The 18,486-nt window shown below is 63.9% G+C and carries 2 protein-coding genes; both read left to right on the forward strand.

Annotated elements, in window-relative coordinates:
- Window positions 1-7,908 (forward strand): non-ribosomal peptide synthetase, encoded by a 7,908-nt coding sequence (locus tag DYL59_RS14365; protein ID WP_135289789.1) that lies wholly within the window; start codon window positions 1-3, stop codon window positions 7,906-7,908.
- A 193-nt stretch (window positions 7,909-8,101) separates the two neighbouring features.
- Window positions 8,102-18,484, forward strand: a complete 10,383-nt coding sequence (locus DYL59_RS14370; protein WP_475513844.1) for an amino acid adenylation domain-containing protein — start codon at window positions 8,102-8,104, stop codon at window positions 18,482-18,484.
- The last annotated feature ends 2 nt before the right edge of the window (window positions 18,485-18,486 follow it).

Consider the following 18,486-nt stretch of genomic DNA (forward strand, 5'->3'; position numbering starts at 1 on the left):
ATGGATAAGACTACCGCTGAACGGATTGCCAAGCGCTTCGTCGGCCTGCCACTTGAGCAGCGTCGCCAGATCCTGGAAAAAATGCATGCCACTGGCCAGAGCTTCAAGCTGCTGCCCATTGCCGTCACTCGCCACGACGTGGCACGCATCCCGTTGTCCTACGCCCAGCAACGCATGCTGTTCCTGTGGCAACTGGAGCCCACCAGTTCGTTCTACAACATCCCGATGGCGGTGCGCCTGACGGGCGATTTGAATCAGGCGGCCCTGGCCGAGGCACTGGCGTTGCTGGTGCAGCGCCACGAGACCCTGCGTACGCGGCTGATCAGCGAAGAGGGCGAGTTCTACCAGCAAATCCTCGACCATTGCGACGTGTTCCTGGAGCACGCGGACGTAGACGCGCAGGCGAGCATTGAAGCCTTGGTCAAGGAAGAACTGCGCCGCCCGTTTGACCTGCTGAACGACCCGTTGCTGCGGGTCAAGCTGCTCCGCGTGGACGCTACCCACCATGTGTTGACGGTGTGCATGCACCATATTGTCAGCGACGGCTGGTCCAGCGAGCTGATGATCGAAACCTTCGTGCAGTGCTACGACGGCCTGGTGAGCGGGCGGACTGTGGACCTGGCACCCTTGTCGATCCAGTACGCCGACTACGCGATCTGGCAGCGTGCGTGGCTTGAGGCCGGCGAGGGCGAGCGCCAGTTGCAGTATTGGCAGCAGCAGTTGGGGGGCGAGCAGCCAGTGCTGGAGCTGCCGTTGGACCACCCACGTCCGGCCCAGGCCAGTTACAAGGGGGCGGTAGTCAGGGCCGATGTGCCTGCCGCGTTGGCGGCAAGCCTCAAGGCCCTGGCGCAGAAGAATGGCCAGACCCTGTTCATGCTGATGCTGGCGGCGGTGGCCGTGGTGTTGTCGCGCTACAGCGGGCAGTCGGACATCCGCGTTGGTGTGCCCAACGCCGGGCGCAATCGCAAGGACCTGGAAGGGCTGATCGGCTTTTTCATCAATACCCAGGTCATGCGGGTCCAGGTTGATGAATGCGCCACGTTCAATGGCTTGCTGGAACAGGTCAAGGCAGTGGTTGGCGGCGCCCAGTCGCACCAGGAACTGCCGTTCGAACAGCTGGTGGACGCCCTTGCGCCGGAACGCAACCTGAGCCACAACCCGCTGTTCCAGTTCAAGCTCAACCAGAATGTCGCGGGCGAAGCCAGCAGTGCCGGTGCGCGCAAGACCTTGAGCGGCCTGAGCGTGGAAGAATTCCCCCTCAGTGGCGCCGATGCACGGTTTGACCTGGCATTCGACTTCAGCGACAGCGCGCAAGGTATCGAGGCGTATTTCACCTACGCCACCGACTTGTTTGAAGCGCCGACCATCCAGCGCATCGCCGAGTCATTGCAACAGGTGTTGCAACAGTTGGCCCAGGCACCGGCCAGCCGTTTGCTTGATCAGCCGCGCACTGCCTCTACCGCGCTGGCGGGCGATGCCGTCACCTTCGCCCATACGGATTTCCTCGGGCTGTGGCAGCAGGCGTTGACCGGGGCGGGCGACAAGCCAGCGCTGCGCTGCGGCGCCCAGGTGGTCAGCTATCAGCAGTTGGAGCGCCAGTCCAACCAATTGGCGGCTTACCTGCGCCAACAGGGCATCGGCGTTGGTGCGCTGGTAGCCCTGTCCCAGGAACGCACCATCGAGTGGGTGACCAGCATCCTCGCGGTATTGAAAACCGGTGCGGCGTTCCTGCCCCTGGACGGTGCCCAGCCGGCTGAGCGCTTGCAGCAGTTGCTGGTGGACAGCGAGGCCGCGTTATTGATTCGTCCGTTGGGCGATGAGACCTTGGCCCGGTTGCACGCCTGCCCGGTATTGGCCTTCGATCCGGCCATCTGGGCTGAATGCAGTGACGCCACGGTGAACCTTGACGTGCTGCCGGCACAAACCGCTTATGTGATCTACACCTCGGGCTCCACGGGCCAGCCCAAGGGCGTGGTCCTCAGCCATCAGATGTTGGCCAATTACCTGCAAGGGGTTCTGGAGCGCCTGCAGGTGCCGGCCGGAGCCAGCATGGCCATGGCCTCGACGGTGGCGGCAGACCTGGGGCACACCATGTTGTTCGGGGCGCTGGCCTCCGGTCGCTTGTTGCACTTGCTGTCCAAGGACCATGCGTTCGACCCCGACAGTTTCGCCAGCTACATGAGTGAGCATCAGGTCGATGTGCTGAAAATCGTGCCCAGCCACTTGCAGGGCCTGCTGCAGGCCGCCAACCCGGCGAATGTGCTGCCTCGGCAATTGCTGGTCGTGGGCGGCGAGGCTTGCCCCTGGTCCCTGGCGCAGAAAGTGCGGCAACTGCGCCCCGATTGCCGGGTGGTCAACCACTATGGCCCGACGGAAACCACCGTGGGCATCCTCACCCATGAGGTGCAAGACACCTTGGACGGCTACCGCAGCGTGCCAATCGGCCAGCCGCTGGCCAACAGCTGCGTGCGGGTGCTGGATGGCGGGCTCAACCCGGTCCCAGAGCGAGTGGCAGGCGAGTTGTACCTGGGCGGCCAGGGCGTGGCCCACGGCTATCTGGGGCGTGCGGCACTGACCGCCGAGCGCTTTGTGCCAGACCCTGAGGCGCAATACGGTGAGCGGCTGTATCGGGCCGGCGACCGGGCCCGGATCGAACAGGGGCGGGTGGAGTTTCTGGGGCGGGCCGATGAGCAGGTCAAAATCCGTGGCTATCGGGTTGAGCCAGGGGAAATTGCTGAACTGCTGCGCCAGCTCGACGGCGTGCAGGATGCCGTTGTCCTGGCGCAAGCGCTGGACAGCGACCCCGAGCGCCTGCAACTGGTGGCCTACTGCGTGGCGGCCGACGGCGTCAGCGTCGTGACCTTGGCTGCGCAGTTGCAGGCGCGACTGCCGGACTACATGGTCCCGGCCCATATCCTGCTGTTGGAGCGGTTACCACTGACCCCCAACGGCAAGCTGGACAAGCGTGCCCTGCCCAAACCAGAGGTGGTCAGCCGCCAGTACGTGGCGCCAGTGGGCGAGGTTGAAGAAAAACTCGCCAGCGTCTGGGCCGACGTGCTCAAGCTGGAGCGCGTGGGCACCAGCGACAACTTTTTCGAGCTGGGTGGCGATTCGATTCTCAGCCTGCAAATCATTGCCCGAGCCAAGCGCCAGGGCATCAAGATCACCCCCAAGCAGTTGTTCGAGAAACAGACCGTCGGCTTGCTGGCTCAAGTGGCCAAGCAGATCGAAGAAAAGCCCCGTGCGGCATCGACATCATCGGTGGCAGGCGGCGTGGTGCCGCTGCTGCCGATCCAGCAGCGGTTTTTCCAGGCGTCGATCCCTCAGCGCCAGCGCTGGAACCAGTCGGTCCTGCTCACTCCAAGCGAGCGCCTTAGTGCGCCGGCCCTGGAAGCTGCCCTGCAGGCCGTGATGCAGGCGCACGATGCCCTGCGCCTGCGTTTCAGCGAGCAACAGGGTCAATGGCGCGCCGAATTCCAGGCGCCGACGGCATCGAGCGTGCTGTGGCACAACACCTTGGACGACGCGGCACATCTGACCAATGCCGCCGACGAGGCCCAGGGCAGCCTGGACCTGGAGCGTGGGCAACTGGTGCGCGCCGTGCTGTTTGATCTGCCGGACGGCCAGCAACGTTTGCTGGTCGTGATCCATCACCTGGTGGTGGACGGTGTGTCATGGCGGGTGCTGCTCGAAGACCTGCAAACGGCTTATCAGCAAGCCAGCCAGGGCACGCCTGTGGTGTTGGCAGCCAAGTCCAGTGCCTTGCAGCAATGGGCAGAACACCTGAGCCGCTACGCCAGCGGTGAGGCGCTGGCGGCCGAGCGCGACTATTGGCTCGCCGCCCTTGGCGATGGTGAGCAGGAACTGCCCTGCGATTCACCCGAGGGAGCCATGACCCATCAGCAGGCCGCCCATGTGACTTCGCGGCTGGACAAGGCGCTCACACACCAACTGCTCAAGCTGGCGCCGGCGGCGTATCGCACCCAGGTCAACGACCTGCTGCTCACCGCCTTGGCCCGTACATTGTGCCAATGGAGCGGGCAAGCGGGGGTGAGCATTGCCCTGGAAGGCCATGGCCGCGAAGACTTGTTCGATGACGTTGACCTGAGCCGCACCGTGGGGTGGTTCACCAGCCTGTTCCCGGTCCGTCTCACGCCGCACGCCGGCGTGGGCGAGAGCATCAAGCACATCAAGCAGCAACTGTGGCAGGTGCCCCACAAGGGGGTTGGCTACGGCGTGCTGCGTTACCTCGGTGACGAGGGTTACGCCAGCCAACTGCGGGCCCTGCCCGAGGCGCGGGTGACCTTCAATTACCTGGGGCAGTTCGACGGCAGTTTCTCCGCCGATCAGGGCGCGCTGTTTGTGCCGGCCAGCGAAGACTGCGGCCGGCGCCAGGACGATCATGCACCGCTGGGCAACTGGTTGAGCATCAATGGCCAGGTGTACAACGGCGAATTGGTTCTGGACTGGACCTATAGCCGGGACATGTTCCGCGAAGAAACCCTGCAACAGCTGGCCAGTGCCTATGAGCGGTCACTCAAGGAAGTGATCGAGCATTGCCTGGAGGAAACCAGCCAGGGTGTCACGCCGGGCGATTTCCCGCTGGCGCGCCTGACGCAAGCGCAATTGGATCGCCTGCCGGTCGCGGCGCGGGACATTGAAGACATCTACCCGTTGTCGCCCATGCAAGAGGGGCTGCTGTTGCATACCCTGCTGGAGCCGGGCTCGGGCATCTACATGATGCAGTACTGCTATCGGGTGGAGCATGGCATTGATGTACCCGCCTTCATGGAGGCGTGGAAGGTGGTGGTCGGGCGCCACGAAGTGCTGCGTACGTCCTTTAACTGGGAGGTCAGTGAGCGCATGGTGCAAATCGTTCATCGCCGACAGGAACCCGTCATTCGTTTCTATGACTGGCAGCACGTCGACAGCGCTGACTACGAAAGCAAGCTGGCCGCCGAACTGGCCGAGGAATTGCGCCAGGGCTTCGACCTGGCCAGGGAAGTACCCTTTCGTTTGCGCCTGATCCAGCTGGCGCCGGAGCGCTTCGGTTTTGTCTTCAGTAACCACCATGTGCTGCTGGATGCCTGGTGCCGGATGGGCATCGTGGACGAGTTCTTCAAGGTCTACGAAGGCCTGCTCAAGGGTGAGCAGGTGCAGCTGCCGGTGCCGTCGCGCTACCGTGACTTTATCGCCTTGCTCGAAGGTTGGGACCAGGACGCCTCCAAGGCCTTCTGGCGCGACAACCTGCGCGGGTTCGAACGGCCGACGCCGTTGCCGTTCGACCACACCATCAACCGTGAGCAAGGGCAGGCAACGGTCGATGACCGCATTGTCTATTTCAGCCACGAACAAAGTGCGGCCCTGGCCCACAAGGCCCAATCGGCCCAACTGACCGTCAACACCCTGGTGCAGGGCGCCTGGGCAATGCTGTTGCAACGCTACAGCGGTGAGCGTGACGTGCTGTTCGGCATCACCGTGGCCGGTCGCCCGGTGGAGTTCCCGGAAATGCAGGCCACCGTGGGGCTGTTCATCAACAGTATCCCGTTGCGGGTGGCCTTGCCGGGCGCGGGTTCTGCCCAGACGGCGAAGGCCTGGTTGCAGGCGATGTTCGAGCACAACCTGGACCTGCGTGAGCATGAGCATCTGCCGCTGGTGACCATCCAGGGGTGCAGTGAAATCGGCGCCGGCCAGCCCTTGTTCGACAGCCTGTTCGTGTTCGAGAACGCGCCGGTGGAGTCCAGTGTTGGCGTGCAGGCGGCCAGCATGAACGTGCAGGCCGGCACCTCGCGTACGCATACCAACTATCCGATTACCGTGGTGGTCTACCCCGGCGAGGTGTTGGGCTTGCACCTGTCCTACGACCAGCGCCTGTTCGAGGCTGCGACCATCGACGCCTTGCTGGCCGACTTCCAGGCCACATTGCTGACACTGGCCGAAGGGCTCGACCAACCGTTCCACCAACTACCAGCCCTGAACCAGGGCATGGGTGAAGACGACCAGCTGCCTGCTGCGCTGAGCCAGGGCTATGCCCGCTTGTTCGCGGCCAGTGCGATGGAGCATCGCCAGCGTGTGGCTGCCAGTAGCCAGGGCCGCAGTTGGCGTTATGAGGAACTGGATCGCCAAACCACCCAGTTGGCGCAAGCACTGCAAGCCCGCGGCATTGAGGCCGATGGCCTGGTGGCGGTGTTGGGCGAGCGCGACCTGCCGTTGTTGGGCATGGTGGTGGCGACGTTCAAGGCGGGCGGGGGGTACTTGTCGTTGGACCCAGGCTTGCCGGTCAAGCGCCTGGTGGATGTGCTGGGCCTTAGCAAGGCGTCGGTGCTGGTGTGCGATGCCGCTTGCCAGCCACTGGCGCAACAAGTGCTCGACGGCCTCGCGCAGCCGCCGGTGCTGTTGGTGTGGGAGCAGGTGCAGGCGCAGCCACCGCTGGCGACGGCACTGCGTGGCGTTCCTGAGGATGCCGCACGCCTGTTGGCCTATGTGATCTTCACCTCCGGCTCCACGGGTGTGCCCAAAGGGGTGATGGTGGAGCAGGCCGGTATGCTCAATAACCAATTGAGCAAGATCCCGTACCTGGGCTTGTCGTCGGCGGATGTCATTGCCCAGACGGCCTCCCAGAGTTTCGACATCAGCGTCTGGCAACTGCTGACCGCCGCACTTTGCGGAGCGCGCGTGGAAATCATCGCGGACGCCATTGCCCAAGACCCGCAACGCTTGCTGGAGCATGTGCGCAGCAGCGGTGTCAGCGTGCTGGAATGTGTGCCGGCCATGATCCAGGCCGTGCTGGAACTGCCAGCGGTGCCATTGCCTGCCTTGCGTTACCTGCTGACCACCGGCGAAGCCATGCCGCCCGCGCTGGCGCAGCGCTGGCTGGAGCGTTACCCGCAGATCGAGCTGATCAACGCCTATGGCCCGGCCGAATGCTCCGATGACGTCGCCCTGTACCGCGTACGCACAACGGGCGAGCAAGCCCATTTGCCGATTGGCACGCGAACTGACCATAACCGTCTGTATGTGCTCAATGACCTGCTCGAACCGATGCCGGTCCGGGCGACGGGCGAGCTGCATATTGCCGGGGTCGGGGTAGGGCGTGGTTACCTGGGTGATCCGCTGCGGACCGCCTTGAGCTTTGTGCCAGACCCATTCAGTGCCCGTCCCGGCGAGCGCCTGTACCGCAGCGGCGACCTGGCACGCCAGCAGCCAGACACTGAAGTCTTGGAGTACATCGGGCGTGCGGACTTCCAGGTGAAGATTCGTGGCTACCGCATCGAACTGGGCGAAATCGAGGCGCGCCTGCAAAGCCATCCGGCGTTGCTCAGCGTAGTCGTGGTGGATGTCGATGGGGCAGGTGGCAAGCAACTGGTTGCCTACTGCGTGCCTCGCGATCTGGCGTTGATCGACGCAGGCGGCCAGGCACTGGGCGAGTTGCGTGCCAGCCTGGCCGAGCATGTGCGTGCCAGCCTGCCGGGTTACATGGTCCCGGCGCAGTGGGTGATGTTGGCCGCGTTGCCGTTGACCGCCAACGGCAAGCTGGACCGCAAGGCACTGCCACAGCCGGATGTCAGCCAGTTGCAGCAGGATTACGTGGCACCGGTCTCGGCGCTGGAGCAACAGATGGCCGCTATCTGGGCTGATGTTCTGAAAGTGCCCCAGGTTGGCCTGACCGACAACTTCTTCGAACTGGGCGGGCATTCCTTGTTGGTGGTGCAAGTGGTGGTGCGGGTACGCGAACAGCTGTCGATCGAGGTGAGCCTGCGCGAGCTGTTCGAGCACTCGACACTGGCGGCTTTCAGTCGCGTGGCAGCGGGCAAGCAAGACCAGAGCGAGTCGATTCACAGCGAATTGGCTAAATCTTTGGAGGCCCTCAAACGTCTTACTACAGAGGAAATTGATGAGTTGATTTAACGCTCCCCTGCGGGTCGGCATCCACGCATCACGGATGCCGCGCCCGCAGGCCGTGCCACCGAAGGTGGACACTCATTTTTCAGCATTCAAGGAGCCGGCGAAAGTCCGGCTCTTTCATGTGCTCAACACCCACGCGTGCGTGCCCCAGGCGTGTTGAGCCGATATCTTTGTAGGAGAGGTTCAAGTGCAAGCATTGCTCGATTCCGTAGAGTCATTGTCACCCAAGGAACGCAAGGCGCTCGCCACCTTGCTCAAGCGCCAGGGCGTCAACCTCTATGGGCTCACGCCGATCTTCAAAAGAGCCAGTGCCGAACCTCTCCTGCTTTCCTATGCCCAGCAGCGCCAGTGGTTTCTGTGGCAGTTGGCGCCCGATAGCAGCGCCTACAACATCTGCGCCGCCCTGCGCCTGGAAGGTGCGCTGGATGTCGCCGCGCTGCGCGCCAGTTGCACTGCACTGATCGAACGTCATGAAGTGCTGCGCACCACGTTTGTACAGGAGGACGACCGGACGGTGCAGGTGGTGCATCCGGCCGGTGAGTTCAGTCTGCACGTCGATGCCATGAGCGGTGGCGATATCGACCACCAGATTGCCGACTACGTGCAGGCGCAGACGGCAAGCCCGTTCGACCTGCAGCAGGGGCCGCTGCTGCGCATGAAGTTGCTGCAAGTGGCCGACCAGGCCCATGTGCTGGTACTGACGGTGCACCATATCGTCGCCGATGGCTGGTCGATGCCGATCCTGGTCAATGACCTGGTGCAACTCTATGTCGGTTACACCCAGGGCCAGGCGGCGACGTTGCCGGCGCTGCCGATTCAGTACGGCGACTACGCCCTCTGGCAGCGCAATTGGATGGAAGCCGGCGAGCGTGAGCGCCAGGTGGCGTACTGGCTGGAAAAGCTGGGGGGCGAGCAGCCGGTGCTGGAGTTGCCGGCCGACCGCGTGCGCCCGACGGTGCCCAGCGGTGTCGGTGCGCGCGTGGCCATTGATGTGGACGCGGCCTTGTTGGCGGGTCTCAAGGGCCTGGCGCAGCAGCAGGGCGTCACCCTGTTCATGGTGTTGTTGGCATCTTTCCAGGCGCTGCTGCATCGCTACAGCGGGCAACGTCAGGTGCGGGTCGGGGTGCCGATTGCCAATCGGACCCGCAGTGAGACCGAAGGGCTGATCGGCTTTTTCGTCAATACCCAAGTGCTGCAGGCCGAGTTTGCTGCGCAGATGCGCTTCAGCGACTTGCTCCAACAGGTGCGTCAGACGGCGCTGGACGCCCAGTCCCATCAGGACTTGCCCTTTGAGCAACTGGTGGAGGCGCTGCAGCCGGAACGCAGCATGAGCCACAGCCCGATGTTCCAAGTGATGTTCAATCACCAGACCCAGGCCGCGAGCGCCGGTCGCCAGCTCCCTGGGCTGAGTGTGAGCACGCTGGATTGGCAGAGCCATACCACTCAGTTCGACCTGACCCTGGACACTGCCGAGCACCCCGCCGGCCTGTCGGCGTCCCTGACTTATGCCGTCGACCTGTTCGACGCCGGCACCATCGAACAACTGGGTCGGCATTGGCATAACCTGTTGCTGGCAATCGTTGCGCAGCCACAACAACGGGTCGATGAGCTGTCGTTGCTGGGCGCCGAAGAGCGTCAGCGCATCGTCCATGAGTGGAACCGCACCACGGCGGACTATCCCCATGGGCTGTGCGTACCGCAGTTGTTCGAAGCCCAGGTCGAACGGTCTCCCGAGGCCTGTGCCCTGGCATTCGCCGGGCAAACGCTGAGCTACCGACAACTCAACCGACAAGCCAACCAACTGGCGCACAAGCTGCGCGGCCTGGGCGTCGGCCCTGAAGCCTTGGTAGGGGTGGCCCTCAAGCGCGGGCCGCAGATGATCATCGGCCTGTTGGCAATCCTCAAGGCCGGTGGCGCCTACGTGCCACTCGACCCGGATTATCCGTCCGACCGCCTGGCCCATATGATGAATGACAGCGGCCTGCAGCTGCTTTTGACCCAGAGCGAGCTGGTCGAAAACCTGCCGATTCCGGCCGGGGTCCAGAGTTTGTGCCTGGATCAGGCGCCCGGCTGGCTGGCCGATTGCAGCGAGCAAAACCCCACGGCCCAGGCATTGCCAGGCAACCTGGCCTACGTGATCTATACCTCCGGCTCCACCGGTTTGCCCAAGGGCGTGACCATCCGTCACGACGCCCTGGTCAACTTCCTGTGGACCATGGGCGAGCGACCGGGCATCGACGCCAGTGACCGGGTGTTGTCCCTGACCTCGTTGTCATTCGACATTGCCGGCCTGGAGTTGTACCTGCCCCTGCTGCGGGGCGCCGCAGTGGTGTTGTTGGGAGACCAGGAAAACAAGGATCCCCAGGCGCTGCTCAAGGTGATCGACGAGCAGGCGGCCAATGTGATCCAGGCCACGCCGTCGACCTGGCGCATGGTGCTGGATGCGGCCCCTGAGGGCGCACTCACTGGCAAGAAAATCCTCTGCGGCGGCGAGGCCCTGACGGCTGACCTGGCCCAGCGCCTGATCGCCCAGGCCGGTCATGTGTGGAACCTGTATGGCCCCACCGAGACCACCATCTGGTCCGGTATCCACTACGTTGACCAGCCTGCCGGGACCTGGCTGGGACGCCCCATCGCCAATACCACGTTCCATGTGCTGGATGGCAACTTCGATGCGGTGCCGGTGGGCGTCAGCGGTGAGTTGTACATTGGCGGCGACGGCCTGGCACGGGGCTACCTGCGACGTCCCGGCCTGACCGCCGAACGCTTTGTGCCTGACCCGTTCGGCAATGGCCGCCTGTACCGTACCGGTGACCTGGTGCGCTATCGCCAGGACGGCGTGGTGGAGTACGTCGGGCGCCTCGACCATCAATTGAAAATCCGCGGGTTCCGCATCGAACTGGGTGAAATCGAAGCCTGCCTGGTCGCCCATGGGCAGGTGCGTGAAGCCGTGGTCATCGATATCGACGGCCCACTGGGAAAACAATTGGCGGCCTACCTGGTCAGTGTCGATGCCGCTGCCCACCTGGCGGACGACGAAGCCCTGAATGCCTGGCGCCAGGCGCTGAAAAACCATATGAAGCAGCAACTGCCTGACTATATGGTGCCGACCCATCTGGTATTTGTGGACAAACTGCCGCTGACCCCCAATGGCAAGATCGACCGCAAAGCCTTGCCGCGCCCGGATGCCAGCGTGCAGCACGGCGTGCATGTCGCGCCGCAGACGCCGTTGCAAATCGCTTTGGCAGGGATCTGGGCCGAGGTGTTGAAGGTGGAGCAGGTCGGTTTGACCGACAATTTCTTCGAGCTGGGCGGGCATTCGTTGCTCGCCACCCAGATGATTGGACGTCTCCGTCAACGCCTGGACCTAGACGTGCCGTTGCGCCGCCTGTTCGAGGCCCAAGACCTGCAGGGTTTTGCCGAATTCGCCGCGCAGGCCAGCGGCGCCGCCGTGCAGGCCATGGGCATCGTAGACCGCAGCCAACCGCTGGCCGTGTCTTACGCCCAGCAGCGGCAATGGATCCTCTGGCAGCTGGAACCTACCAGCGCCGCGTACAACATCAGCGCCGCCCTGCGCCTGACCGGCCAGCTTGACCCTGAAGCGCTGCGCCGGGCTTTCGAGGCGTTGATCAGTCGTCACGAAACCCTGCGCACCACCTTCCGCCAGGACGGCGATACCCCGTTGCAGGTCATTCACCCCGCGACGGCCTTTGCGCTGGCTCTGGAACACCTGGACAGCGAGGCGCAGCTGGCGGCACGTGTCCAGCAGTTGGTGCAACTGCCGTTTGACCTGGAGCAGGGCCCGTTGCTGCGGGTCAAATTGCTGCGCCTGGAAGCCGACGAACACGTACTGGTATTGACCCTGCACCACATCGTGACCGATGGCTGGTCAACGTCGATCCTGGTGGACGAACTGGTGCAGCTCTACGCCGGGTTCAGCCAGGGCCAGCCTGCGCAACTGGCGCCGCTGGCGGTGCAATATGCCGACTACGCCGCATGGCAACGCCAGTGGCTGCAGGCCGGCGAGCGCGACCGTCAATTGGCGTACTGGGTGCAGCAATTGGGCGGCGAGCAACCCGTGCTGGAGCTGCCTGCCGACCGTGCCCGCCCGGCGCAGCCCAACCGTGCCGGTGGCCAGGTGACGATCACCCTCGAACTGGCCATGATCCACGACCTCAAAGCCCTGGCCCAGCGGGAGGGGGTGACCCTGTTCATGTTGCTGCTGGCCTCGTTCCAGACCTTGTTGCAGCGCTATTCGGCGCAGTCGCAGATACGGGTCGGCGTGCCGGTGGCCAACCGCACGCGCGGCGAAATCGAGCGATTGATCGGCTTTTTCGTCAACACCCAGGTGCTCAAGGCCCAGTTCGACACCCACGCAACCTTTAGCGAAGTACTCCAGCAGGTCAAACACACGGCATTGGAGGCCCAGGCCCACCAGGACCTGCCGTTCGAGCAGCTGGTGGATGCCTTGCAGCCCCAACGCAGCTTGAACCACAGCCCGTTGTTCCAGGTGATGTTCAACCACCAGACCGACGTGAAAGGCGCCCGCCAATCATTGCCGGGCCTGACCGTGGAAGGCTTGAATTGGCAGGCCCACAGCACCCAATTCGACCTCGCCCTGGACACCGTCGAGCACCACCGTGGGCTGTCTGCGGCGTTTACCTACGCGACCCAATTGTTCGACGTTGGCACCATCGAGCAGATGGGCCGGCATTGGCGCAACCTGCTGCAGGCGATCATCGAGCAGCCGGAGCAGCGGGTCGATGAACTGACGCTGCTGGATGATGCCGAGCGGCGCAAGATCGTGCGTAGCTGGAACCGTACCGATGCGGTCTATCCGGGTGAGCGCTACGTTCACCAGCGCTTCGAACACCAGGTTCGCGTGCAACCCCAGGCCACGGCGCTGCTGTTCGCCGACCAGACCCTGAGCTATGAGCAGCTCAACCGTCGGGCCAACCGCCTGGCGCACAAGTTGCGCGAATTGGGGGTGGGCCCGGAAGTGCTGGTGGGCGTGGCCCTGGAGCGCAGCCTGGAAATGGTGGTGGGCTTGCTGGCGATCCTCAAGGCGGGCGGCGCCTATGTGCCCCTGGACCCGGACTATCCGGCAGACCGATTGGCCTACATGCTTGAAGACAGTGGCGTGAACCTGCTGCTGACCCAGAGCCATTTGCTGGAACTGTTACCCATTGCCGAATCGATGCGCAGCCTGTGCCTGGATCAGGACGGCGACTGGCTGGAAAGCTTCAGCGACAGCAACCCGTCGCCCGCACTGTCGTCCAACAACCTGGCCTATGTGATCTACACCTCCGGCTCTACCGGTCGGCCGAAGGGGGCAGGCAACACCCACGAGGCACTGCTCAATCGCCTGGACTGGATGCAAAAAGCCTATGGCTTGCAGGCGCACGACACGGTGTTGCAGAAGACTCCGTTCAGCTTTGATGTTTCGGTGTGGGAGTTCTTTTGGCCGTTGATGGCCGGCGCGCGGCTGGCCATCGCCCAGCCCGGCGATCACCGCGACCCCGAACGCCTGCGCGACACCATCCAGCGTTACCAGGTCAGCACCCTGCATTTCGTCCCCTCGATGTTGCAGGTGTTCATGGCCAGCGAAGGTGTGGAGCAATGCCAGAGCATCCGCCGGGTGGTGTGCAGCGGCGAGGCCTTGTCCAAGGCGCTGTCGGACCAGGCCCGGGCGCGCCTGCCGGCGGCCGGTTTGTACAACCTGTATGGCCCTACCGAAGCGGCCATCGACGTGACCCACTGGACCTGCGGCGAGGAGCACGGTGTCAGCGTCCCCATCGGCCTGCCGATCGATAACCTCAAGACCCATATTCTGGAACCCAGCCTGACCCCGGCGGCCCGTGGGGTCAGCGGCGAGCTGTACCTGGGCGGCATCGGCCTGGCCCGGGGTTACCACCAGCGACCAGCACTCACCGCCGAACGCTTTGTGCCTGACCCGTTCGACCCTGTCGGTGGCGGCCGCTTGTACCGTACCGGTGACCTGGCGCGCTATCGCGAGCAGGGCGTGATTGACTACGTCGGTCGTATTGACCACCAGGTGAAGATCCGCGGTCTACGCATCGAGCTGGGCGAAATCGAGGCACGCCTGATGGAGCACCCCCAGGTGCGCGAGGCCGTGGTGCTGGCGGTTGACGGCGCGCTGGGCAAGCAGTTGGTGGGCTATTGCGTGACGGCCGACGGTACGGTGCCCGAGCCAGGCAGCGAGGAGGGCGCCCGGCTGCGCAGTGAACTGGCGCAGTTCCTGGCCTTGGAGCTGCCCGACTACATGGTCCCGGCACACCTGCTGCTGCTGGCGCAGATGCCGGTGACGGCCAATGGCAAGCTTGCCCGCAACCTGTTGCCGGCGCCGGATATGAGCCAGGCGCTGGAGGAATACCGTGCACCGCGCACGCAGGTCGAGCAACAACTGGTGGCCATCTGGCAAGACGTGCTGAACCTGCCGCGGGTGGGCATCATCGATAACTTCTTTGCACTGGGTGGCGACTCGATCATCTCGATCCAGGTGGTCAGCCAGGCACGGCAACTGGGCTTGCAGATCGCCCCCAAGGACCTGTTCCTGCAACAGACCATCGAAAAGCTGGCTGGCAGCGTGACCCAGGTGCAGGCCCCGGTTGACGTGCAACCTGTGGCCCTGCATGGCTTGAGCGAAGTGCAGGTGCAGGCGTTGCCGATTGACCATGGGCAGGTCGAAGCGCTGTACAAGCTCTCACCGATGCAGCAAGGCATGTTGTTCCTGGGGCTCAACAGCGACCCCGAGGACGAGCTTTACATCAACCAACTCAACGTCTCGGTCGAAGGCCTGCAAGTGGCGCGCTTGCGCCAGGCGTGGGCGTACGTTGCGCAGCGTCACGATGTGCTGCGCACGGGCTTCCTGTGGCAGAACCTGGATGAGCCCGTGCAGTTTGTCCTGCGTGATGCCGGGTTGCCGCTGACCGAGCTGGACTGGCGCCATGAGCCGGCCACAGACCTGTTGATCAAGGACCTGGCGCGCACCGAGCGCCTGCGCGGCTTCAACCTCGCCCAGCCGCCTTTGCAGCGCGTGGTATTGATTCGCCTGGGCGACGACCGCTACCAGTTGATCTGGACCTACCATCACATCCTGCTCGACGGCTGGAGCACGTCCCAGTTGATGGGCGAAATATTGGCGGCCTATTCCGGGCAAACCCTGGCGCCGGTGGTGCCTTATCGCAACTACATTGGCTGGTTGCGCCAGCAGGATCCATCGATCAGCCAGGCGTTCTGGCGCGGGCAGCTAGCCGAGTTCGAGGAACCGACGTACCTGGCCGATGCCTTCGCCAGCGGCCCGCGTGAACATGGCCACCAGGCCCTTTACACGCGCTTCACGCCGCAGGTCACCCAGGACTTGAAGGCGTTTGCCGCTGCGCAACGCATTACCCTGAACACCTTGGTACAGGGCGCGTGGTTGCTGCTGCTCAGCCGTTACAGCGGCCAGCGCAGCGTGTGCTTTGGCGCGACGGTAGCCGGGCGTCCCAGCGCCTTGCCGGGGGCGCAGAGCATGCTTGGCCTGTTCATCAACACGTTGCCGGTGATCCACGAGGTCGACCCTCAGGCACCTGTCGGCCAATGGCTGCAGGACTTGCAACGAGTCAACCTGGAACTGCGCGACCATGAATACACCCCGCTGGGGGATATCCAGCGTTGGGCCGGGCGCAGTGGGCAGGCCTTGTTCGACAGCATTATCGTGTTTGAAAACCAGCCGTTGGACCGCACGCTGCGCGAGTGGAAGGACGACTCCTTGCGCTTTGGCGATATCGGCGGCGCCGGCCTGACCGACTTCCCCATGGACCTGATGGTGACATTGGAAGACTACCTGGCGATCGAATACATGTACCTGCGCCAGTGTTTCAGCGATGTGGCCGTGGAAGGTATCCGTACGAACATGGAAGCGTTGCTGCTGGCATTGGCGGCCGACGCCCGTCAGCCCGTCGGTAATCTGGGCCTGAAATACGCGCCGCCCACCCAGCAACTGGCACCGCCTGCCCGTGCACACGCGTCGTTGGTGCATGAACGCATCCAGCACTGGGCCGAGCGCCAGGGCAGTGCGACGGCGGTCAAGGTAGGTGAGCGCAGCCTGTCGTTTGCACAGCTGGAAACCCGTGCCAATCAACTGGCCCATCACTTGATCGCCGAAGGCGTGGGGCCGGAAGTGCGGGTGGGGGTGGCCTTGCCCCGCAGTGAAACCATGATCATCGCGTTGCTCGCCGTCCTGAAAGCAGGCGCGGCCTACGTGCCCATCGATGCGTCTTACCCGCGTGAGCGCTTGAGCTACCTGATGCAGGATTCGGGCATTGCGCTGTTGCTGACCGACTCGCGGATTGTCGCCAGCCTGCCGATCAACCCGGCGCTGCATGTGCTTGAAGTGGACCGCCTCGATACCTGCCATTGGCCAGCCACGGCGCCGCAGAACCGGGTTCACCCGGAAAACCTCGCCTACGTGATCTATACCTCTGGCTCCACCGGCCAGCCCAAGGGCGTGGTGGTCAGTCATGGCCCGCTGGCCATGCACTGCCGCGCCGTGGGTGAACGCTACGAAATGAGCCCCGCCGATTGCGAGCTGTTGTTCATGTCATTTGCGTTCGACGGTGCCCACGAACGCTGGCTCACCACCTTGACCCACGGCGGTTGCCTGTTGCTGCGCGACGATGAGCTTTGGACGCCGGAGCAGACTTACCAAGCGATGCATCGGCATGGTGTGACCGTGGCAGCGTTTCCGCCGGTGTACCTGTTGCAATTGGCCGAGCACGCCCGACTGGACGGCAACCCACCGCCGGTGCGCATCTACTGTTTTGGCGGCGACGCCGTGCCCGAGGCCAGCTATGCGTTGGCTCGTGAGGCGCTCAAGCCGCAGTACATCATCAATGGTTATGGGCCGACGGAAACCGTGGTCACGCCACTGATCTGGAAGGCGGCCGAAGGCGAGCCTTGCGGCGCGATCTACGCACCGATCGGCGAATGTGTAGGCCAGCGCAGCGCCTATGTCATGGACATTGACCTCAACCCGCTGCCACCGGGTGTTGCTGGCGAGCTGTACCTGGGCGGCGAGGGCGTGGCGCGGGGTTACCTGAACCGTGCCGGCCTCACCGCCGAGCGCTTTGTGGTCGATCCTTATGCCCGTGGCGGTCGCCTGTATCGCACCGGTGACTTGGTGCGCCAGCGAGAAAACGGCACATTCGACTACCTTGGTCGCCTGGATAACCAGGTGAAGATCCGTGGGTTCCGCATTGAACTGGGGGAAATCGAAGCCTGCCTCACTGCCATGGACGAGGTCGGTCACGCCGCCGTGGTGGTGCGCGAAGGGCCGAGCGGCAATCAGCTGTTTGGCTATGTCACCCTTGATCACGCTGCCCCCCAGGGCTTGGTCGACAGCTTGCGCGAGCGCTTGAAGCAGGCGCTGCCCGAATACATGGTGCCGGCGCAGTTGATGGTGCTGGACCGACTGCCCCTGAACCCCAATGGCAAGCTGGACCGCAACGCGCTGCCGATGCCAGACGCGCGCAGCGAGTACCTGGCGCCGCGCAACGAACTGGAGCAGGCCATGGCCGCTATCTGGCAGACCATTCTCAAGGTGGAGCGGGTGGGGGTGACGGACAATTTCTTCGAGCTGGGCGGTGATTCGATCCTCAGCATGCAGGTGGTGGCCAAGTCCCGCGCCTTGAAGAAATTCGGCTTCACCTTGCGCCTGCGCGACCTGATCCAGAAACCGAGCATTGCCCAGCTCACCGCCGCGCCCGCCAAGGCTGTACCGCTGCTGGCCCTCAATGCCGAGGTCAGTGCAAGCCCGCCGCTCTTTTGCGTGCATGCAGGTTTCGGCACGGTATTCGACTATGAACCCTTGGCGCGTCGCCTCAACGGCCGCTGCACGGTGATCGGTATCCAGGCCCGGCAACTGCTGGACCCGAACTGGGAGGAACAGTCCCTGGTCGCCATGGCCAAGGACTACGTCGGTTATCTGCGTGACAAGCAACCCCAGGGGCCCTATCGCCTGCTGGGCTGGTCGCTGGGCGGAACGCTGAGCGTGCTGATGGCGGCTGAGCTGGAGCAGCAGGGGCAAGTCGTGGAACTGCTCGCACTGCTCGACAGCTTCGTGCCGTCATCCGCCAACGCCCAGCAGCAGGACCACTGGCTGGATGACTTGAGCGAGTTGTTGCGCGCCACGGTGCCAGACGCTGGCGCCGTGGACGTGAAGGACACCCGCGAGGAAAGCCCTCAGGCCGCCCGCGCACTGATCGTCGAGGCGCTTGGCCAGGTATCGGGCGGTCTGGGGGTGGATGAGCTGACGCAAGTCTTCGCCTGTGCCCGAACCCTGAAACGCTTGTCCCGAGCGCTGGACTCCTGCCCGAAAGTAACGGCGCAGCCATTGAGCTGGTGGGTCGCCGGCCGAGAGGACGAACAGCGCGAGTTGGCTCGTCAGGTCGGCTCTGCTGGTTTGGCTGCGCAGCCGTTGGCCTGCGGTCACTTCCAGGTGCCGCGCGAGCCGTCGGTGTTGCTTGAGCTGGAAGAAGCACTCAGTGAGCTGCTGGCCGTTACCGAACCTTCTTGAAC

The sequence above is a fragment of the Pseudomonas kairouanensis genome, assembly GCF_004682055.1.
GTDB classification, from domain to species: Bacteria; Pseudomonadota; Gammaproteobacteria; order Pseudomonadales; family Pseudomonadaceae; genus Aquipseudomonas; species Aquipseudomonas kairouanensis.